The following is a 20,708-nucleotide window of genomic DNA, read 5'->3' as shown; positions in this document are numbered from 1 at the left end:
GAGCTCGCATGACCGGCACGATGAGCCGCTATTCCGGTACTCCTGCCATCATGGCAGAAGGCTGGACATGCTCGCGCCTGACCCCCGCCAGCCGCCTGCATGGCGCAAACGGCATCCGCGCGGCGGCCGATGGCCGCATCTGGGTGGCACAGGTGCCGGGCAGCCTGATCAGCGCGGTCGATCCCGACAGCGGCGCAATCGAGGTCATCAGCCCGATCGGCGGCGACATCGTCGCACCGGACGATCTGGTGTTCGACGAGGCAGGCAACCTGTATTGCACCGAGATCACCGAGGGCCGCGTCAGCATGCGCACGCCCGCTGGTCAGGTTTCGATCATTCAGGGCGACATGCCGGTCGCCAATCCGATCACCTGGCATCAGGGGCGATTGATCGCGGGCGAATGCCGCATGGGTGCGCGCATCATGGAGCTTGACCGCAACGGCGGCGCGCCGCGCATCATCAAGGCCGATGTCCCGATGGCCAACGCGTTCGAGGTTGGCCCGGATGGACGGCTCTACGCGCCGATCATGGGGGCAAACGAAATCTGGGCGATCGATCTGGCAACCGGCGAGCATCAGGTCGTCGCAGGTGACCTTGGCGTTCCCGACTCGGTAAAGTTCGACAGCAAGGGCCGCATCGTCACGACGCAGGTGATGTCGGGCCAGGTCCTGCGCATCGATCCGGTGAGTGGCAGCCGTGAGGTTCTGGCCGAGCTTGGTCCCGGCCTAGACAACGTGACTTTTCTAGGCGACCGCATTTTCGTCTCGTCGATTCCCGGCGAGATCACCGAAATCATCGCACCAGGGCAAACGCGATCGGTCATTCCGCGCGCGCTGCAATGGCCGCTGGGGCTGGCGGTGGGTGACGACGGATGCCTGATGGTCGCCGATGGCGGCTTTTCGTACACGCTGACCCATGCTGGCAGTCTCGATCTCGCCTTCATGCTGTTCACCCATAATGGCCCCGGATACGTCCGCGGCGTTTGCAGAGGAAGCAAGCCGGGCGAATGGATTTTCACCACCGGCATGGGCGGGGTCGCCCGCTTCTCTCCGGCGGACGGCGCGATCGAATGGATCACCATCGGCCATGACCAGCTGATGGATGTTGCCATCTGTGGCGATGCGGTGATTTACGCCGAATACGGCACCGGCAGAGTGCTGAGCGCAGAGAACGGCACCACCACCGAGCTTGCTGCTGGTCTGGACCGGCCCATGGGTATTGCTGTCGATGGGAGCGGCGCGGTCTATGTTGCAGAGGCGGGTGCCGGACGGGTGCTCAAGCTGAGTTGCGGCGGATGCGAGACGGTGCTGGACGGGCTTGAGCGCCCGGAAGGACTTTGCATCAGCGGTGGCAGGCTCCATGTGGTCGATACGATCGCAAAATCGCTGATCCGGTGCGATCTTGCCGGTGACAATCGCACCGTTATCGCCAGCCGCCTGCCAGTCGGTCCGCCCCCGGGGTGCGTCGCCCTGCCCTTCCTGGGCCCAATCGGCGACATGTCCGGCCCGATGATCAACTTCGCGGGCATCGCAGCCGGGGTAGACGGAACGCTCTACCTCTCCGCCGACGCGGAGGGCAGCGTGATGGCGATCCGGGCGGGCTAGGCGCCTGCCCGGCCGCGCCCGCTCCGGCAGTGGAACGCCGCGTCAGAACGGCAGGCGGTACATCCGCGTCGCGTTGTCCTGAAGCACCTTCTTCTTGGTCACAAAGTCATAGCCGCCCAGCACATCGACGATATGGGCCTGGACGCCGGGATACAGCGACGTGGGATGCGGGAAGTCGGTTTCGAACATCACATTGTCGACGCCGATAGTTTCCAGCAGCAGCTTGGGGCCGACCTTCTCGAACCAGAAGGTGCAGAAGAAATGGTCGCGGAAATAGTCCCATGGCCGCTTGTTCAGCATGCCCTTCTTGCTGGGCAGCATCTCGTCGAACTGGTGCTCCAGCGCCTCGATCGCGAACGGAAGCCAGCCCATACCGCTCTCGATCAGTCCGATCTTGAGGCCCGGGTGACGATCGAGCCGCCCTGATACCATCCAGTTGCCCAGCGTGGCAGCATTGCCGATCGAGAACATCGTCGCGACCACCGCCAGCGTCTGTTCGAAGCCGAAACCGTCCCAGGTGATGGTGTTGGGATCGACCGCGCTGTTGAGGTGGAAATTGATCGGCGTGCCCGTGGCGTCGCACAACTCCAGAAACGGTGTCCAGTAGTCGTGAAGAAAGCTCGGCACGCCGACGCGCTCGGGGGTATCGGGCAGTACGAAGCCGCGAATGCCGCCATCGATGCACCGCTTTGCCTCGGCCATCAGCTCCTGGGGATCCCAGAACGGAAGATGACCCATATTGAAGATCCTGTGGCCGGAATCTTCCATATATTCCATCGAAGCATCGTTGAAGATCTTGACGATGTTGAGCGCCAGATCGGGATCGCCCAGGCTCATCAGCGATCCAGCCTGCGTCACGCCGGAATTCTGGTAACAGATCTGGGCATAGACGCCCATGTCATCCATCGCCTGCAGCCGCTCCTTCATCAGGTGGCCGCCCGGATGCGCCTGTTCGAGCTTGGGGAAAGCCAGCCGTCCCAGCAACTTGTTGTTGTCGGCGCGGATGACGTTGCCGCCCATCGATCCGAAATTGCGGTCACCGACATACCAGCGCTCGACGCCATCCTTGTCGAGGCGGACATGGGGGACCTTGTCCTTGTACTTCGCAGGCGCACGGCTAGTGAACAGGTCCGGGGCCTCGGTGATATGTGTATCGGTATCGACGATCTTGATCCCCGCCAGCGAGGGGTGCAGCCCGCCGGACTGCGACGCATAATCGACTTCGCGGATCACGCCGCCTTCAGTGTATCCTTCGGCGGACCAGTACTTGCGCGCGTTCTCCGCAATGTCCTGCTTGTCGGTGGTAGCCATGGGTGTTCTCCGGGTGAATCCTTGACCTGGTTTTTCGCAGGGATGGCGAAGCGGGGCAACCGAAGGCACAAATCATCGCTGCAGCGGTGATCGGCTTATTCGGGGTCGCTCCACACCGAATTGAGGACGCGCGGCGAGAGATACTTGGTCTTGGTCCAGCCGCCATCGACGGTGATCGTCTGCCCGTTGATCATCTCCCCGCCAGGCGAGCACAGAAAGGCGATGGTGCTGGCGACGTCCTCGACCTCGCTCAATCGCGGGTAGGGCGTGGTTTCAATGTTGACGCGGCGAAAGGTCTCGTCCTCGAAGCGGTGGCGCACCATGTCGGTCATCGTCACGCCTGGCGCGACGCAATTGGAGCGGATACCGCGCGGACCATATTCGCAGGCCATGTGCTCGGTCAGGGACTTGAGGCCTCCCTTCGCGGCGGAATAGGCCCCTCCCCGCTTTCCGCCGATCATCGCGAAGGTCGAGGTCACGTTGACCACGCCGGAACCCGGCTTCATGTGCCCGATCGCCTCGCGGCACAGGCGAAACGGCGCGCGCAGCATGACGCCCAGAAACTCGTCGAGCATCGCATCATCGGTCTCATCGAGCGGCTTGGGGCTGCCAAGCCCCGCATTGTTGATCAGAAAATCGATACGGCCAAAGCGGTCGAGCGCGAGCTGCACGATCGCCTGCGGTGCAGCATCGGCGGCGATGTCGACCGCGATCGTCGCGAGGCGGGCGGGATCCGCAATCGCCTCTTTCAGCGCCGCCAGCTTTTCGGGGTTCCGCCCCACGCCGACAACCGCCATGCCTTGGCCATGCAGCATCCGCGCCGTCTCCAGCCCGATCCCGCTGCCGGCTCCGGTGATGATCGCGACCTGTCTGTCAGAAGTCATAGTCGTGAATCCTGCCATCGAAATTGCCGCCCAGCGTGTGCGTTGCCGAGGCCAGCCTGTCGGCTGGCTTGCCCTCCAGGTGACCGTCGATGATGCGGTTGTAGTTGCTGATCAGCCCTTCGATGGTGCTCGACAGCCGCATGAAGTCGAACCCCTTGGCGTGCAGCCCCTTTTGCTGGATCGGGATATTCGAATAATCCTGGCGCGGGATCGGCGGAAACAGGTCGCTGTCATAGGGCAGCACGGTGGGTTCCATGACAGGCTCGGGATCTTCGCCGGGCGCGAAATGGGTGAGCGACCAAATCTCGAAGATGCAGCTTTCGGGCCCTGTCGGACGAATGCGATAAGCCGATGTGCTGGTGAAGAACGGCAGCAGGAAATAGTGCGGGAACAGGAACTCGACCGCGTTCAGCGGATCGGACACTGCCAGCGCGTTGAGATCGGGCACGTTTTCACCGCGCGCGGTCAATTGCTCGTGGATCTGGTGCTGGACGATGCCGAACCACGTCATCAGCGCCTGTTGCGGGTCCTCGGGCAGCGGAACATCGGCAAGCTGACGGGCGATTGCCACCTCCTTTTCATGCACCATGCCGGACATGCCCTCGCTCAGCAGTCCCAGATGCTTGATCTGCGCCTGGATGTTGTCCTTGATCGAAAGATTGGGGTTCATCGGCACACCGATGCCGCCGGTGTCCATGCCATACATCATGTTGTAGAGCATGGGGGCTGCCTGTTGCAGCTGCGGGTGGGTGCGCATGACGTGATAGCCTTCCATGAAGGCCTCCATCGCGGTCTTCCAGTTGGCGGGAAGCTCGGTCGCATACCACCATTCTGCGCGCTGGTTGCTATGCCCGCGCTTTTCCAACCGGCCGAGCACCGGGCCGATGGTATCGGCGAAGCTGGGTGCGTCGTCATCGAAGTTGATGAACACGCATCCGATTGCCTCTTCGTGACGACAGGGCCTGAGCGCAAGATCCGCCTCGTCGAGCTGGCGCTCCTCGAACAGATGGCGGCCATAGACGAAGGTGTTCTTGCCCTCGATGTTCCAGCGCCAGCCATGGAACGGGCAGATGAACCCCGCAGTCTTGCAGTTGCCATGCCCGCCCGCCTCGGTCAGGGGCAAACCGCGATGGCGGCAGGCGTTATGGAATGCCCGGATGCCTTTGCTGGTGCGCACGACAATGACCGACTGGCCGAGATTCGAATACTCGATCCAGTCGCCGACATTGGGCAGCTGCTCTGTCCGGCAGGCCATCTGCCAAACGTGCGGCCAAAGGTTTTCGCACTCAAGCTTGTAGAATGCTTCGTCGTAATAGCGTTGCGATGGGATGCGGTCCGCTTCGACCACCTTGAACGGAATCGGCAGCTTGGGGTCGGCCTCGGCCATGATACACCTCTCTCCATCGGTCATTTGACGCAAGGATTAGCCGCTCACCCGGCACACGCAACAGCACGCGGCTTTAAGCGCCGGAGCGATGAAGGTTCAAACGATCCCGTCGGTCTTGAGCCGATCGATACGGTCAGCTGTGTAGCCGAGTTCGGCCAGCACATCGGCGTTGTGCTCGCCCAGCATCGGTGGCGGGCGGCGGATGGTGGCGGGGGAAGCCGACATCTGCGCCAACGGACTGGCGATCAGGTCAACCGATCCTGCCTTGGCCCAGGGATGCGGAGTCGTCGCACGCAGGTTGCGATGCTGGACCTGCGGTTCATCCCAAACCTGGGCGAGTTCATTGTACTTGGCTGCCGGAATGCCTGCCCCATCGAGCATGGCCAGCAGATCGCCCACGCTGAACCGGCTGCTCCACCGGCAGATTATGTCGATCAGTTCCGCCTGCCCGGTGCGGCCGCGCTTGAAGTTGGTGTCGAAGCGTGGATCGGTGAACAGCTCGGGCTGCTCCATGAGCACGGTGAGCCTGCGGTAATGCTCGTCTGTGCCCGCGGTGAGATAGACGATCCCGTCGCTCGCGGTGATCAGGTCGGCAGGGCCGCCGCCATTGCCGCCATTGCCCAGGCGTGGAGGAGGAAAGCCGCTGATCAGATAATCCTGCATGATATGGCTGACCATTGCGACCGAGGTATCGAGCAGGGCGATGTCGATATACTGGCCCTCGCCGGTGGTTCCACGGTGGATCAGCGCAGCCATGATCGCGAGAGCGGTGTTGTGGCCAGTGACGAAGTCGACGAGGCTGGGTCCGGCCTTCAGCGGCCCTGCCCCCGGCTTGCCATCGGGTATGCCGGTCACCGCCATCATCCCGCCAGTGGCCTGAAACAGGCCGTCATATCCCGGCAGCGCCGCCATCGGTCCGGTCTGCCCGAAACCCGTCACCGAGCAATAGATGAGGCGGGGATTGATCGCCTTGAGGCTTTCGTAATCCAGACCGAAACGCTTGAGGTCGCCGACCTTGAAATTCTCGATCAGGACATCGGCATCCTCTACCAGCGCGCGAATGATGTCCTGGCCTTCCGGCTTGCTGTGATTGACCGTTATCGAGCGCTTGTTGCGGTTGGCGACGGTGAAGAAGCTCGACTGCCGCGTCTCGATGCCGTCCCTGCCCTCGACCCAGGCGGTGCCATAGCCACGGCCGTCGTCGCCGGTGCCGGGCCGCTCGACCTTGATGACGTCGGCGCCAAGATCGCCAAGGATCTGCGCACCGACCGGTGCGGCAAACACCCTGCTCATGTCGATCACCCGAATACCCTGTAGCGCTGCGCTCATTTGAAATTCCATCTCGAAGGTTCGGATGCGATCTACCAAATCCCGGGCGACACCGTCAGGCCCGCGCTACGCTATCGCGGGCGCGATAGGTGCCGTCGCGCACCTGACAGCTACCATGCCCGCGTTGACATTGATGCCTGGCATATTGAACACAGGTTCAAACATTGAGAGGAAGACGGATGACACGATCGCTTCAAGGGCGGGTAGCGGTGGTAACGGGTGCAGGATCGGGCATCGGAAGAGCCATCGCGCTGCGTCTGGCAGAGGATACGGCCAAGGTGGCGATCTGGGACATCAACGCTGCAGGCGCCGAGGAAACCGCGCAGCATGTTCGCGATGCTGGGGGAACTGCACTCGCTATTGATGTGGACTGCTCGGACAAGGCGGCAATCAAGGCAGCCGCAGACCGCACGCGCGCCGAGCTTGGTCCTATCGCAATCCTGGTGAACAACGCCGGCATCGCTCCGTTCACACCTTTCCTCGATACCGATGACGAGTTGTTCGACAAGGTGATCCGCATCAACCTGCGCGGACCCTGGCTGATGACCAAGGAATGCCTGCCTGACATGCTGGCGGCAGGCTGGGGCCGGGTTATCAACATCACCTCTTCCTCGGTTCAGACCGGATCGCCGGCGCAGGGGCATTACGTGTCGTCCAAAGGCGGCCTGTTGGGGATGAGCAAGGCGCTGGCGCTGGAGTTCGCGGCCTCGGGCGTGACCTTCAACATCATCCCCCCCGGCTTCATTGATACCCCCATGCTGCGCGCCGCGCCGATTGATGCGGAAGCTTTTGCGCAGACCCTGCCGATGAAGCGCATCGGCAAGCCCGAAGACATAGCCGCTGCTGCTGCCTATCTAGCTTCGGAGGAGGCTAGCTACATCACCGGCCAGACGATCAGCACCAATGGCGGGCGGTACATGGGATCGCATTAAAGGCAGATGGACATGCGGCTGGCAGGCAAGATTGCCATCATCACAGGCACCGCAGGTGGCATGGGCCAGGCAGCGGCTGCGCTGTTTGCCCGGCACGGGGCCGCAGTCGCCTGCATCGATCTGTCAGAAGACGCCAATGCCGAGACGATGGCGCTGGTGGCCGCAGAAGGTGGCAAGGCTATTTCGATCGCCGCCGATGTCACCCGGACCGTCGATGTGGTGCGAATTGTAGCCCGCACCGTCAGCGAGCTTGGCCTGCCCAATATCCTGTTGAACAACGCCGGTGCCGATACGGAAAACAAGCAGTCCATCCTGAAGATAGACGAGGCGGCATTTGACCGGGTGGTCGAGGTCAATCTGAAGGGACCATGGTTGATGATCAAGCACGTGGCCCCCAGGATGATCGAGGCCGGCGGCGGATCGATCATCAACACCGCGTCGATCGGCGCGTTCATCGCAGCGAGTTCGGCTGGTTATTGCGCGTCCAAGGCGGGGTTGGTGGGGTTGACCAAGGTGGCGGCGGTCGAGCTTGCCCGCCATAAAATCCGCGTCAACGCGCTCTGCCCGGGCGCAACCGAAACTCCGATGGCGCGGCACCAGCGTACCGAAATGCAGACGGCTGGCATGCCGACATCGAACAGCATCATCGACCGCATGGGGGTTATGGGCCGGATGGCGGACCCGCTGGAAATGGCCAACATGGCTCTGTTTCTGGCGAGCGATGAGTCGAGCTTTGCCACGGGTGCGAATTTCATCAATGATGGAGGCTGGCTAGCCATGAGCGGCCTGCCTACCCAGGCAGGATGAGACAGCCATGAACGCAACGACACAGCAGATGCCGAATGCCTCGGCCAAACGGCGGGTCGGTGCCGAAACGTCGGAGACACGCGCGCTGATCGTCGACACGGCCGAACAGGTGATACGCGATGAGGGCTATGCCGCCGCCAGCACCCGCAGAGTGGCAATGTACGCCGGGCTAAACCCATCGCTGGTGCATTATTATTTCCCGACCACCGACGATCTGCTGCTGGCCGTGTTCGAACGCGGCGCTGCACAAAGCGACAGCATGATCGAGGGGGCAATCGCCACAGGCGATCCGGTGCGAGCATTGTGGCGCTTTTTCTGCGACGACAGCCGCACCGCATTGTCGGTCGAATATCTGGCGCTGGCCATCCGTCGCCCGGCAATCCGCGAGAAAGTCGCGGCTCACAGCACGGCGATGCGCAATCGGCAGGTTGACCTGTTCCAGACGGTTCTGGGCGAGCAGTTGGCGTCAACAACGCGGTGCAGTCCCGAGGCGCTTAGCGTCATCCTTGCCGGGATCGGACGTGCACTGTTCATGGAATCCGCACTTGGAGTCACTGCAGGGCACGAAGAGGCTATGCAGTGGGTGGCCGCATGGCTTGATAAACTCCTGCCCCCGCCGCCAGAACCGGATAATTGACATAGTGTAGTTTTTGTGCTGAACAGGTGTTCAATAACATCGGATCCAGGAGAGCAGCGATGGCCGTCACCGATCTTGCGCAGACCGAGTTGCACTTTGAGGTGATCAAGCCGAAAATCGGCGCGCGGGTGCTCAACAGCAAGGCGGAGCTCCTGTCGGGCGCACTGTCGTCCAGGATCAATGCGCTGCTGGAAACAAGCGGCGTGCTGATCTTCCCGCAGATCAATTTCACCGATGAAGAGCAGATCCAGTTCACAAACCTGCTGGGCGGAAACGTCAACGAGATCCGCGGCGAAGCGATGTTCAAAGTGACGCTGGATGAGAAGATCAACCAGAAGATCGCCGAATACCTCAAGGGTTCGCTGTTCTGGCATATCGATGGCACGATGCACTCCATGCCGATCCGCGCCTCGATGCTCACTGCCATAGTGCTGGCAAGCGAAGGCGGCGACACCGATTTTGCCAATACCGCATCGGCCTATGATGCCCTGCCGCAAGAACGCAAGGACGCGATCGCCGATATGCGCGTGGTTCACTCGCTCTGGCGTTCGCAACTGTATCACACCCCCGAACCCTCGATGGAACAGCTCGAAGACTGGATCGACAAGGGCGAGGCTGAATTGCCGCTGGTATGCACGCACAAATCGGGGCGCAAGTCGCTCGTGCTGGGCAATACCGCGCATTATGTGAAGGGTCTGGACCCTAAAGACAGTTACCGCGTCCTTCACGGCCTGCGCGAGTTCGCGACGGGCGAGGCGTTCAGCTATCGCCACAAATGGACCGTTGGCGATACGGTAATCTGGGACAACCGGACCTCACTGCACCGCGCCACACCTTATGATCCAGCGTCAGGACGGATGATGCACCGCACGATCCTGAACGGAACCGAAGCCTGGGAGAACTGAACATGGCCACCGCATCTACAACCCTCACCCAACTGCGTCACGAAGCGCTGCGCCCCGTGATCGCCAGCCGCGTTCTCAACAGCAAGGCGGAACTGCTGTCAGGCGAGCTTGGCCCTGAGATCCGCGAGTTGCTGGAGGAACGCGGCGTGCTGGTCTTCAAGCAGGTCAACTTCACCGACGAGGAACAGGTCGCCTTCACCAAGACACTCGGCGAATTTGCGCCCGAGCGGATGGGAGACGGCGAGAATGTCAGCAAGATCACGCTCGACATCAAGGAAAACCCCGGTGCAGCCGAATATCTCAAGGGCTCGCTGTACTGGCATATCGACGGCACGATGAACGACGTGCCGATCCTCGCATCGCTGCTGTCGTGCAAGGTCGCCGCGCCCAAGGGCACGGGCAACACCGGGTTCTGCAACACCTATGCAGCCTGGGATGCGCTGCCCGAAGAGCGCAAGGCCGAACTCAAGGACCTGCGCACCATCCATGGGGTGTGGCCGACAGTATTCTATTACGACCCCGAACCCAGCCTCGCCAAGCTGAAGGGCATGCGCAGCGTTGGCGAGAACGAGTTGCCACTGGTGTGGAAACACCGCTCGGGGCGGGAATCGCTGGTCATCGGCTGCACGACGCTGACGGTGCTGGGCAAAAGCCACTTCGAGAGCGCCGAGATCATCCACGGCCTTCGCGAATGGGCGACGCAGGAACAGTTCAGCTACAGCCATGCATGGGATGAAGGCGATCTGGTGATGTGGGACAACACCGGCACAATGCACCGGGCCGAACCCTATGACCTCACCTGCGGCCGCATGATGCACCGCACCAAGCTCAAGGGCGAGGAACCGTTTGCCTGACGATGCTGCCCCGGTCGCCCCGATCGCGTTGGTCACCGGCGCAAGCCGGGGCGCGGGCAAGGGTATCGCGGCGGCGCTGGGCAGACAGGGATGCACGGTCTATGTCACCGGACGATCCACGGATGCCGCCGAAAGTGCAATGCCGGGGACAATCTTCGAGACCGCAAGTGCGGTAACCGAAGCTGGCGGAACCGGCATTGCCGTGCGATGCGACCATAATGTCGATTCCGATGTCGCTGCCCTGTTTGATCGCATTGCCCACGACCATGGCCGGCTGGACATTCTGGTCAACAACGCCTGCGCCATCCATGATCAGCTCGATGCCCCCGGCCATTTCTGGGAAAAGCCGCTCGCCATAGGTGACATGATTACCGTCGGCGTGCGCAGTGGGTTTGTCGCCAGCTGGTTTGCAGCGCAGTTGATGGTGAAACAGCGGCGCGGCCTGATTGCGTTCACGTCATCACCCGGAGCCGTGCATTATTGTTTCGGCCCTGCCTATGGCGCGCACAAGGCGGGCGTGGACAAGATGGCGGCCGACATGGCAGTTGACCTTGAAGGTACCGGCGTGGCAGCAGTTTCGATCTGGATGGGGGCGTTGGCGACCGAACGCCTGCTGGCAATGATCGCAGCTGACCCCGCCCGTTATGGACACCTGTCCCAGGGCCTCGAAGACCCAGGTTACACGGGCGATGTCATCTGGGCTCTCTTCAACGATCCACGGATGTCAGACCTGTCCGGCCAGACGCTGATCGGGGCAGAGGCCGGCAAGCGGTGGGGCATCCGAGATGCGCGGGGCGGGTTCCCGCCATCTGCCCGCGATACGCACAATGTTGCGCCGCACACGCAATATCCGCTTGTCATCAGATGATTACCGGTCCTGCATCTGCTCCTGCCAACGCTCACCATCGGCCCCTATGACCACCGGACGCGCATACGAAACGTCGGCAGCGTCCCATGTCCCTTTGAGAAACCCCTTCAGCGCCGGCGTGGCAAGCCATTCGGCGCTGCCTTCCAGCGCCATGTCGACGATCGTCCTGCGTGCCTTGATACGCCACTCGCCCTCCCGGCGCTGCATGTGATCGATGTAGCGGCCAGGCGAGAGGATGCAGCGTGAACCGTCCTTTGAGAGCATAGCACCCAGAACATAGGTCTCACAGACCGCATCATCCCCATCAAGCTCGCAGCTGTGGTTGGTCAGGCTGTGGCTGGTTGCGCTGAAGAACGCGGCGTGCCCGGCATTAGCGCGCTCGGGATATTCAGATGCTCCGGTAATCGAAGGGCCATGCTCATCCCATCCATCGGGCCAGTAGCAGCTGGCAGTCAGCGCACTATCGTGACGGTCGCGGCCCCTCGCCTCACGGACGATGCAATCAAGGATGTCCTGCCGGTCCTGCATCTTGCGGACTGTGGCTCGCAGTTGGCCGATCTCTTCCTGCTCCATGTCAGTCGCGCGCCACGGGCGCTCCAGCGCCCATGAACTTCGCCAGATTCATGTGCAGGCTGGCCGTCGACCGTTCCATATAGGGGTTGGGCTGCGTGCCCTTGAAGCCTGCGCTCTTCATGCCCTGCTGCACCGCAGCCATGTTGGCGAAATCCTGTTGCAACACCGGCGGCCAGTTGTCAGGCTCAGTGTATTCCCATCGCGTCTCGGGTGCCTCTCCTTCAGGGTAGAGTTCGTAGACGGCGGCCTCGAAAATGCACCTGTCGGGATCGTTGCCCCAGGGCCGCGCCATGTAGCACAGCATGTTGTTGACCGCGTGGCCGATCTGGAAATTGGGGAAGATCTGCCAGGCTGTTCCTGCCTTCGCGGTATGCATCGGATCGACGGTGGGCCAGACCACCCCGCGCCTTTCATCGTCGGCGCGCGCGGTGGATATCCAATGGCGCGACACTTCGCTGGCAGGCGTATCCTCGGGCAGTTCATCGATCAGACGCTTGGCCGCGTTCACCAATGTCATCGTGGTGTTGGTGTTGGCGTTTTCCCAGGTGAACATCTGCATTTCCGCCGTTGACCTGCGCGGATCGGCACCGGTGCCGGTGCGCATTTTGCCGGCGTCCTCTTCGAGCCCCTTGGGGGCTTCATAGCCGATATGCGTGTGCAGCCCCTGGATGCGCGCCCAGCCGCGGAACTGCCCGAAGGCGTTGAACTCCGGATGGGTGGTGGCGACATGATAGGTCTCGTTGAACGCTTCCATCGCCACTTTCCAGTTGCAGTCGAAGACGATCCACTTGCGCCAGCGCGCACGCATGTTGTGCAGTTGATAGGGATCGAGCATCTCTGGCACGACGCCCAGCCACGCGTCCAGAGACACGCTTTCGGGGTCCATGTTGATCCAAAGCCACCCACCCCATGTCTCGCATTTGACGCCAGAGAGCCGGGTGCGATCATCGGTCAGGGAGCCTTGCCAGTCTTCCTTGTGCGGAATGTACGTGCAGTTGCCGTCCAGCCCGTACGACCAGCCGTGAAATCCGCAGATGAAGCTGCGGCGGTTGCCGCGCGCGTTGCGTTGTCCGGGCGGCGTATCGACCAGCTTGCGCCCGCGATGCACGCACACATTATGAAACGCCCGGATGGTCTGTGCATCCTCCCGTACGATTATGATGGAGTCGTCGTGGATGTCGAAGGTCACGAAATCGCCGGTTTCCGCAATGTCCTCGATCCGGCCAGCCTGCAGCCATGCCTTGCGCCACAAGCGGTCGCGCTCTGCCCGCGCATAGTCTGGCGAAAGGTATGCCTCGGTGCCGATGATGACCGGTGCTTCCAGTTGCTCGACCGATGCGACGGTTCTGGTGGCATCATTCATTGCTGGCTTCTCCATGCATTCGCTCCCGGCCATGTGCAGGCAAGCGCACTGCGCACTCAAGCGGATTATGCCGGGTCAGCATCGCTGTGGCGCTAATGCGCCTGCGGCCATGTGCGCCGCGCGCGCTCCGTGGCAATACGGGGCGACGATGAACGCAAGGAGCCCTGTTCGATGACCGACCCGATTGCCGCAGACGTCGGCATCCGGCAGTTGCACGCTCGCTTTGCCGATGCGGTGTGGAGGCAGGATGCGCTGGAGTTTTCCGCATGCTTTGCAGCCGACGGACTGTGGAAGATCGCAGGAATGAATATCGTCGGACGCGAAAAGATCGCCGAGGCCTGCCGCAGCATGCTGGGCCGGTGCACGCACATCCACATCATAACCGGACTTCCGATTCTGGAGATCGGCAAGGGCACGGCGAAAGGGCGGCTCAACATGACCGAGTTTGCCCGGATGCGGGACGGCAGCACCGCGATGACCATCGGCTGGTATCATGACGATTATGTCGAGGAAGACGGCCTCTGGCGTTTTGCAAGGCGCCACTGGAGCATGAAATATCGCGGGCCCCCCGACTTGACCGGTCATTTTGCCGACACCCCCAATTACGGGGCCTTTCCAGATGGCCCAGCGCCCGACGAGGCCACCTATGTCCGTCCGGCCAATGCCTGACGCGCACGCGCTCGCAGGCAAGGTTGCGCTCGTCACCGGGGCCAGCCGCGGAATCGGCAAGGGTATCGCCATCGCCCTCGCGCGGCAGGGAGCCACGGTCTACGTGACCGGCCGCAGCGTGACCGAGGGCGATTACTACCTTCCCGGCACTGTCGGACAGACCGCCGACGATTGCGATGCAGCGGGCGGCAAAGGCGTTGCCGTTGCCTGCGACCATGCCGATGACGCGCAGGTCGAAGCCCTGTTTGCGCAGCTGCGGCGCGATCATGGCCGCCTCGACATCCTGGTCAACAATGCCTTCCTGCTCTCCGACGATCTGATCGAACCGGGCAGCTTCTGGGAGAAGCCGTTGTCCAACCTGGAAATGTGGGATGTCGGGGTCCGGTCCAACTTCATCGCTGCCTGGCATGCCGCGCAAATCATGGTTCCGCAGAAATCGGGGTTGATCGTTGCGATCTCGGGCTATGCGGCGACCACCTACACCTACGGCGTCATTTTCGGAACATCGAAGACTGCGGTAGGACGCATGTCACGCGACATGGCGGTCGAACTGAAGCCGCACAGCGTTGCGGCGCTGACGCTGTGGCAGGGCCTGACGATGACCGAAAAGGCGAAGGACAATTTCGCCCGAATGGCGGACAAGATGACCGCATCGATCACCAGCCAGCAGGGCAGCTCGACCGAACATCCTGGCCGCGTGATCGCCGCGCTGGCGCTGGATCCTGCCATCATGTCGCGATCGGGTGGCGAGTTCATTACCGCGGAACTGGCCCAGGACTACGGCATAGCCGACGTCGATGGCGCAATGATCCCATCTGCACGTGCCACGCGTGGATCGCCTATCTGGCAGCCAATCGCATAAGGAGAACGAACCCATGGATACCCTGCGTTTCGATGGCCGCGTGGCCGTGATTACCGGCGCGGGTCGCGGGCTGGGGCGCTCCTATGCCCTGCTGCTCGCTGCTCGGGGCTGCAAGGTCGTGGTTAACGACAATGGCAGCGCATCGCGGGGCGATGATATCATCTCCAACCCGGCAGATGAGGTTGTTGGCGAAATCCTCTCGTCAGGTGGCGAGGCGGTCGCCTGCGCTGAATCGGTGGCATCGGCCGCCGGAGCCGCCGCGATCATCCAGTGCGCGATCGACACCTGGGGCCGCATCGACATCCTCATCCACAATGCGGGCAATGTCCGCTACGGCACCATCGCCGAACTCAGCATCGAGGATTTCGATGCGGTGACCGACGTGCATTTCAAGGGTGGCTTCTATCTTGCCAAGGCCGCAATGCCACACATGATCACGGCCAATTATGGCCGGGTCGTGCTGACGACGTCCTGCAGCGGGCTCTATGGCAGCAAGACCACCGTCAATTACGGCATGTCGAAGGCCGGCCTGATGGGGCTCAACAATGTCATCGCGCTGGAAGGCGGCGACCACGGCATCCTGTCGAACACAATTGCGCCAGCCGCCGTAACCCGCATGGCAGATGGCCTGGATACCACCGCATATCCTCCGCTTGAGCCAGAGCTTGTTGCCCCGATGGTGGCCTGGCTGGCGCACGAAAGCTGCAGCGTATCGGGCGAGCATTATGTCGCGGGCGGAGGACGGATGGCGCGCGCCTGGACGGTCGAGAGCAAGGGGGTGTGGCAGTCCGACTGGTCGCCCGAGGCCGTCGCTGGCAATCTCGATGCGATCCGCAAAAGTGCGGACCAATGGGTCTTCCCGCCCTATCCCTCAGGCATGGCCGATCATCTGGGCGAAACCTTCAAATGGGCCCATGCCGAACGGACAAAGGCATGACCGATGACGCCCGACTGCTTATGCTGGTCGACCGGCAGGAGATCCATGACTGCCTGTTCCGGTTCTGCCGGGGCATGGACCGGTTCGACCGCGCGCTGTTCCTGTCAGCCTTCCACACCGATGCGGTGATTGCCGCCGGGCCTTATGTCGGCGATGTCGCTGGCTGCTGGGAATGGGCCAAGCCACTGCACGAGGCAGGTCAGGTGCTGACACACCATGTCCTGCTCAACCACTATATCGATATCGCCGGGGATACCGCGCACAGCGAATGCTATTACCAGTTCATCGGACGCAACCACCCCTGGGAAGAGGGCGGCGGCGAAACGGTGATGCTGGCAGGCGGCCGCTATATCGACCGGTTGGAAAGACGCGATGGCAGCTGGCGGATCGCGCTGCGCACCAACGTCATCGAATGGAGCTGCATTCAGCCGTCGCTGCCGCCACCCTTTGGCGATGTGCCGGATATTTCCGCCAACGGCCGGTCAGCGCGGGACAGCAGCGATCCGTCCTACCAGCGCCCGCTGGTCAACCATCGCGCGCCGAGCAAGCCTTAGCGCCCTTTCCACACTGGTTTGCGCTTCTCGGCAAAGGCGCGTGGTCCTTCCTGCGCGTCCTTGCTGTTGTACGCCTCCTCATGCGCCGCCCACGCCGCATCGAGCGCGGCTGAGCGGCCCATTTCCGTCGCCAGCATCACGCTCGCCCGGGCTGCTGCCACAGAAAGCGGCGCGCCTTCGATTACCTCACGCGCCAAGTCGAGTGCGGCGTCGATCAGCGCATCGGGTTCCGCAAGGCGGTTCACCAGACCGATCTCGTACGCGCGCTGGGCGGTGATCGGCTTGCCGGTGAGCACGATCTCCATGAAGATCCGCTGCGGGATCATGTGGATGAGCGGCGCCGCCCAGGGCGACCCCCTGCCCACCTTCACCTCGGTAATCGCGAAGCGTGCGGTGGTCGAGGCGACGCACAGGTCGCACCCCTGCGCGATCATCCAGCCGCCCGCAAATGCCACGCCGTTGACCGCCGCGATTGTCGGCTTAGAGAGCGTGATCGTCTCATACGGCACTGGAAACATGTCGCGTGGGGGAACCTTCATTCCGGTTTCCACCATTTCCTTCAGATCACCACCCGCGCAGAAAGCCTTTTGCCCGGTCCCCGTCAGGATGGCGATCTTGGCTGCATCATCTTCTTCGAACTGTTGCCATGCCGCGCGCAGCCCCTCACGGACCTCCCGGGACAGGCAGTTGCGCTGTTCGGGCCGGTTGATGGTGATGACCCCGATGCCATCGCCATCGACCGTGTAGAGAACCGCATCAGACATAGCCTAGAATCCCCGCTGCTCGATGCCATGCGCAGCGCGCGCCAGCGCCTCGCGAAAATCCGGATGCGCGATTGCCACCATCCGGCGTGCCCGCTCCGCGAGCGGCTGGCCACGCAATTGCGCCGCGCCGAATTCGGTCACGATGATGTCCACCTCGCTGCGCGCGGTTGTCACCGGCCCGGACAGTGCCGCAACGATCTTGCTGATCGTCCCCCCCCTGGCAGTCGCGGGCAAGGCGATGATCGAATGCCCGCCGGGCGAGCGCACCCCAGCCCGCACGAAATCGAGCTGCCCGCCCGTGCCGCCGAGATACATGTCGCCCGACTGCTCGGCATTGACCTGCCCGGTCAGATCGACCTCCATCGCGGAATTGACCGTCACCAGCCGTGACAGCTGTGCCAGCACTGTGCTGTCATGCGTGTAGGCCGTCCGCGTCATGCGCACGGATGGATTGCGATGCGCAAAATCGTAAAGCCGCCGGGTGCCGATCAGCGCGCCGTTGATCGATACGCCGCGATCGATTTCCTTGCGCGCGTTGGTCAGAACGCCTGCATCGGCCAGATCGACCAGGCCATCGCCCAGCATGCCCGAATGCACGCCCAGATCCTTGCGGTCATGCAGCAGCCGCAGGATCGCATCGGGCACCGCGCCGACACCGGTCTGGATGACTGCGCCATCCCCGATGAACTCGGCACAATGGCGGGCAATAGCCTCGTCGGTCGCAGAAATCGCGGCGGGCATCACCTCGACCGGCGGGCGATCGACATGCACCGCTACATCGATCCGCGATGCCGGCAGCGTCTCGCCCAGCGTGTACGGCACCTGCGCGTTGACCTCTGCGATAACGACACGCGCCTTCGCCACCGCGGCTTGGACGTAGTCGCTGATCAGACCGAAGCTATGGTTACCCTGTGCGTCGGCGGGGCTGACCTGCACCATCGCGACATCGCAGCCGATGATCCCCCTCTCTATCAGCGGCGCGACCTGCCCCACATGGCAGGGGATAACGCCGAGCCGATGCGCCTTGCTCATGGATCGCAACGCGCCGATCGCCCCCATGCTGGACAGGCGGAAGGCATCTGCCGTCGAAGGCGTGAAAATGCCCGAAAAGCTTGTAGCAATGAAGGCGTCAAGACCGCCAATGCCCTGCCCCTGCGCGATCAGCGCCTCGATCAGCGTGGTCGGCTCGCCGCACGCCTGGCCCAGCATGATGGCATCCCCCGGCTGGACGAACCGGGCAAGTTCGAGCTCCGCAGCGCTGATGCTGATCGTCACGCGTCTGCCACCTGCGCCAGCAATTGCTGCGCGCGCGACAGATACGGCCTGTCGAGCATCCCGCCCTTGTAGCCGATCGCCCCGACCCCGGGGTTGGCATCGAAGATCGCGACGATCTCGCGGGCTTGCGCAATTTCCTCCGCGCTCGGCGTGAATGCGTCATTGATGACATCGACTTGCGCCGGATGAATCGCGAGCATCCCGCGAAAGCCATCACGGCGCACCTTCTCAGCACGCAGACGCAAGGCATCAAGATCACTGAAATCCGCCGAAATCGTCTCAATTGCCGCAACGCCGGCGGTCGCTGCGCCCAGCACGGTCAGACTGCGCGCCAGTTCATAGGTAAAGCCATAGCTGCCATCGGGATTGCGATTGCTGCTCGCGCCGATCGAGTCGGCCAGATCCTCCGCGCCCCAGGTCAGCGCCACGACCCTTGGAGCCCCTTTGTAGCTGCCGGTATGGAACATCGCCTCTGCCGTCTCGGTGATCAGCACGATGACCGGGGTGGATCCTTCTTTGATGCCGTTGGCCACCTCAAGCGCTGACAGGCAATGATGCAGTCTGTCGACATCGGCGCGGCCATAGACCTTGGGCAGCATGATGCCACCGGGATGCGCGGGCATGACGGCGGCCAGATCAGCCAGTGTGTACGGGCCGTCGAAGGGGTTGATCCGCACCCACAAACGCGCGCGGTCCCCAGCGTTGGCTTCGAGGAAATCGTGGACCATCCGGCGCGCCAGCGGCTTGTTGCCTGTCGCGACGGCATCCTCAAGATCGAATAGCGCAATGTCGGCGTTGCTGGCTGCGGCCTTGGCCATCTTCTTTGCGCTGTCGCCCGGTGCGAATAGCCAAGAGCGCATCTTGAGGGCTGGTGGCGTCGGCATGGTCATCTTTCTCCCTGACCTTTCAATAAGATTTCGGCAGTTCGAGAACCTTCTCGGCCAGGAAGTTCAGGATCATGTGCGGGCTGACGGGAGCCGTACGCGGGATCAGCACTTCGCGAAGGTATCGCTCGACATGATATTCCTTTGCATAGCCCATGCCGCCCATCGACAGCATCGCTGTGTGGCATGCCTCGAAGCCTGCCTCTGCTGCCAGATACTTGCCCGCGTTGGCCTCGACCCCGCAATCTTCGCCCTTGTCGAACATCGTTGCGCCCTTGAGCACCATCAGGTTGGCAGCCTCCAGCTGTGCCCAGCACTTGGCAAGCGGATGCTGGATGCCCTGGTTCATGCCGATGGGCCGGTCGAAGACAATGCGTTCGCGGGCATATTGCGCCGCGCGCTTGATCGCCACCCGGCCAAGCCCCACCGCCTCTGCCCCCAGCAGGATGCGCTCAGGGTTCAGGCCCTGCAGGATGATCTTAAAGCCATCGCCCTCGTTGCCGATCCGGTCCTCTTCCGGGATGAAAAGATCGTTAATGAACAGCATGTTAGACCCAACTGCATGCCGCCCCATCTTCGGGATCAGCCGGTGCTCGATCTTGCTGCGGTCTATTGACGTGTAAAACAGTGACAGGCCCTCGGTCTTGCGTTTGACCTGATCGAGCGGCGTGGTGCGCGCAAGCAGCATCATCTTGTCGGCGACATGCGCGTTGGTGATCCAGATCTTCTCGCCGTTGACACGATAGCCGCCATCACCCGGTTCGGCCCGGGTCTTCAGCTTGGTGGTGTCCAGTCCGACGTTCGGTTCGGTCACCGCAAAGCACATCTTCTGCGCACCGGACAGGATTGGCGGGATCATCCGCTGCTGCTGTTCCTGCGTCCCGAATGCGATGATAGGCTCCATGCTGAACACCGGGCCATGGATGGACGATGCTGCGGTCATGCCGCCACCCGATTCCGCTACCGCCTGCATCATGATCGCCGCTTCGGTAATGCCCAGCCCCGATCCGCCACAGCCTTCGGGCATCGCGATGCCGAGCCATCCGGCCTGAGCCATTGCCTGATGAAATTCGACCGGAAACTCCCCGTCATTGTCGCGTTCCAACCAGTAGTCATCAGAGAACTGCGCGCACAGGGCAAGCACCGCGTCGCGGATGGTCTGTTGATCGTCTGTCAATGAAAAGTCCAAGGTGATGCTCCGACCGGCGCCCAAAAATGCAGCCGTCAGCGGGCTAGCAGCCGCCCGGTGCCACCTCAACACTCCGCCATGACGATATCGGCGGGGCGAAGCTGCAACGGCGTTGGTTTG

At 62.4% G+C, this 20,708-nt stretch carries 21 protein-coding genes; 11 read left to right on the top strand and 10 right to left on the bottom strand.

Features of this window, described 5'->3' with window-relative positions:
- The first annotated feature begins 8 nt into the window (after nt 1-8).
- Nucleotides 9-1,604, top strand: coding sequence for an NHL repeat-containing protein (locus B5J99_RS12945; protein ID WP_117352608.1), 1,596 nt, complete (start codon nt 9-11; stop codon nt 1,602-1,604).
- 42 nt (nt 1,605-1,646) lie between these two features.
- On the opposite strand, the gene B5J99_RS12940 is transcribed toward B5J99_RS12945, so the two are convergent.
- The 4 genes from B5J99_RS12940 to B5J99_RS12925 all read right to left on the bottom strand — a co-directional run bounded on the left by B5J99_RS12940 (nt 1,647) and on the right by B5J99_RS12925 (nt 6,515).
- The gene (locus B5J99_RS12940; protein WP_117352607.1) at nt 1,647-2,915 is read right to left on the bottom strand and encodes an amidohydrolase family protein; all 1,269 of its coding nucleotides are present in this window, start codon (nt 2,913-2,915) and stop codon (nt 1,647-1,649) included.
- 95 nt (nt 2,916-3,010) lie between these two features.
- Nucleotides 3,011-3,799, bottom strand: coding sequence for an SDR family NAD(P)-dependent oxidoreductase (locus tag B5J99_RS12935; protein ID WP_069049814.1), 789 nt, complete (start codon nt 3,797-3,799; stop codon nt 3,011-3,013).
- Nucleotides 3,789-5,186 (bottom strand): aromatic ring-hydroxylating oxygenase subunit alpha, encoded by a 1,398-nt coding sequence (locus B5J99_RS12930; protein ID WP_117352606.1) that lies wholly within the window; start codon nt 5,184-5,186, stop codon nt 3,789-3,791. The genes B5J99_RS12935 and B5J99_RS12930 overlap by 11 nt, the downstream gene beginning before the upstream one ends.
- Before the next feature lie 96 nt (nt 5,187-5,282).
- The gene (locus tag B5J99_RS12925; RefSeq protein ID WP_117352605.1) at nt 5,283-6,515 is read right to left on the bottom strand and encodes a CaiB/BaiF CoA transferase family protein; all 1,233 of its coding nucleotides are present in this window, start codon (nt 6,513-6,515) and stop codon (nt 5,283-5,285) included.
- A gap of 179 nt (nt 6,516-6,694) precedes the next feature.
- Between B5J99_RS12925 and B5J99_RS12920 the strand changes: the two genes are divergently transcribed.
- From B5J99_RS12920 to B5J99_RS12895, 6 genes are read left to right on the top strand one after another with little or no spacing between them, the layout of a single operon-like run.
- Complete coding sequence (locus B5J99_RS12920) at nt 6,695-7,447, top strand: SDR family NAD(P)-dependent oxidoreductase (RefSeq protein WP_117352604.1); 753 nt, start codon at nt 6,695-6,697, stop codon at nt 7,445-7,447.
- Nucleotides 7,448-7,459: 12 nt separating this feature from the next.
- On the top strand, nt 7,460-8,254 hold the full coding sequence (locus B5J99_RS12915) for an SDR family NAD(P)-dependent oxidoreductase (RefSeq protein ID WP_162892593.1): 795 nt from the start codon (nt 7,460-7,462) through the stop codon (nt 8,252-8,254).
- 7 nt (nt 8,255-8,261) lie between these two features.
- Nucleotides 8,262-8,891 (top strand): TetR/AcrR family transcriptional regulator, encoded by a 630-nt coding sequence (locus tag B5J99_RS12910; RefSeq protein WP_117352602.1) that lies wholly within the window; start codon nt 8,262-8,264, stop codon nt 8,889-8,891.
- Nucleotides 8,892-8,950: 59 nt separating this feature from the next.
- The gene (locus B5J99_RS12905) at nt 8,951-9,796 is read left to right on the top strand and encodes a TauD/TfdA dioxygenase family protein (RefSeq protein WP_069049809.1); all 846 of its coding nucleotides are present in this window, start codon (nt 8,951-8,953) and stop codon (nt 9,794-9,796) included.
- A 2-nt stretch (nt 9,797-9,798) separates the two neighbouring features.
- Nucleotides 9,799-10,650, top strand: coding sequence for a TauD/TfdA dioxygenase family protein (locus B5J99_RS12900; RefSeq protein WP_117352601.1), 852 nt, complete (start codon nt 9,799-9,801; stop codon nt 10,648-10,650).
- Nucleotides 10,643-11,518, top strand: a complete 876-nt coding sequence (locus B5J99_RS12895; protein ID WP_211337825.1) for an SDR family NAD(P)-dependent oxidoreductase — start codon at nt 10,643-10,645, stop codon at nt 11,516-11,518. The genes B5J99_RS12900 and B5J99_RS12895 overlap by 8 nt, the downstream gene beginning before the upstream one ends.
- On the opposite strand, the gene B5J99_RS12890 is transcribed toward B5J99_RS12895, so the two are convergent.
- The gene (locus tag B5J99_RS12890; protein WP_117352600.1) at nt 11,519-12,091 is read right to left on the bottom strand and encodes a nuclear transport factor 2 family protein; all 573 of its coding nucleotides are present in this window, start codon (nt 12,089-12,091) and stop codon (nt 11,519-11,521) included.
- A gap of 1 nt (nt 12,092) precedes the next feature.
- Nucleotides 12,093-13,454, bottom strand: coding sequence for an aromatic ring-hydroxylating oxygenase subunit alpha (locus B5J99_RS12885; RefSeq protein ID WP_069049806.1), 1,362 nt, complete (start codon nt 13,452-13,454; stop codon nt 12,093-12,095).
- A 171-nt stretch (nt 13,455-13,625) separates the two neighbouring features.
- On the opposite strand from B5J99_RS12885, the gene B5J99_RS12880 reads away from it, so the two are divergent.
- From B5J99_RS12880 to B5J99_RS12865, 4 genes are read left to right on the top strand one after another with little or no spacing between them, the layout of a single operon-like run.
- Nucleotides 13,626-14,123, top strand: coding sequence for a nuclear transport factor 2 family protein (locus tag B5J99_RS12880; RefSeq protein ID WP_117352599.1), 498 nt, complete (start codon nt 13,626-13,628; stop codon nt 14,121-14,123).
- Nucleotides 14,116-14,985 (top strand): SDR family NAD(P)-dependent oxidoreductase, encoded by an 870-nt coding sequence (locus tag B5J99_RS12875; RefSeq protein ID WP_117352598.1) that lies wholly within the window; start codon nt 14,116-14,118, stop codon nt 14,983-14,985. The genes B5J99_RS12880 and B5J99_RS12875 overlap by 8 nt, the downstream gene beginning before the upstream one ends.
- A gap of 13 nt (nt 14,986-14,998) precedes the next feature.
- Nucleotides 14,999-15,922: an SDR family NAD(P)-dependent oxidoreductase gene (locus B5J99_RS12870; RefSeq protein ID WP_117352597.1), complete on the top strand. Its 924-nt coding sequence runs from the start codon at nt 14,999-15,001 to the stop codon at nt 15,920-15,922.
- Entirely contained in the window at nt 15,919-16,476 is a 558-nt protein-coding gene (locus B5J99_RS12865) for a nuclear transport factor 2 family protein (RefSeq protein ID WP_117352596.1), read from the top strand. The genes B5J99_RS12870 and B5J99_RS12865 overlap by 4 nt, the downstream gene beginning before the upstream one ends.
- Here B5J99_RS12865 and B5J99_RS12860 read toward each other — a convergent pair.
- The 4 genes from B5J99_RS12860 to B5J99_RS12845 form a co-directional block, all read right to left on the bottom strand.
- Nucleotides 16,473-17,240, bottom strand: a complete 768-nt coding sequence (locus tag B5J99_RS12860; protein ID WP_069049801.1) for an enoyl-CoA hydratase/isomerase family protein — start codon at nt 17,238-17,240, stop codon at nt 16,473-16,475. The genes B5J99_RS12865 and B5J99_RS12860 overlap by 4 nt on opposite strands.
- Nucleotides 17,241-17,243: 3 nt before the next feature.
- Nucleotides 17,244-18,449, bottom strand: coding sequence for an acetyl-CoA hydrolase/transferase family protein (locus B5J99_RS12855; RefSeq protein WP_117353501.1), 1,206 nt, complete (start codon nt 18,447-18,449; stop codon nt 17,244-17,246).
- 62 nt (nt 18,450-18,511) lie between these two features.
- Nucleotides 18,512-19,333 (bottom strand): HpcH/HpaI aldolase/citrate lyase family protein, encoded by an 822-nt coding sequence (locus B5J99_RS12850; RefSeq protein WP_425456405.1) that lies wholly within the window; start codon nt 19,331-19,333, stop codon nt 18,512-18,514.
- A gap of 88 nt (nt 19,334-19,421) precedes the next feature.
- Nucleotides 19,422-20,576, bottom strand: coding sequence for an acyl-CoA dehydrogenase family protein (locus B5J99_RS12845; protein WP_245991617.1), 1,155 nt, complete (start codon nt 20,574-20,576; stop codon nt 19,422-19,424).
- Nucleotides 20,577-20,708 lie beyond the last annotated feature (132 nt).

This window comes from Blastomonas fulva (assembly GCF_003431825.1).
GTDB lineage: Bacteria > Pseudomonadota > Alphaproteobacteria > Sphingomonadales > Sphingomonadaceae > Blastomonas > Blastomonas fulva.
The sequence above is the reverse complement of the archived record's forward strand: the minus strand, read 5'-3'. Positions and strand labels throughout refer to the sequence as shown.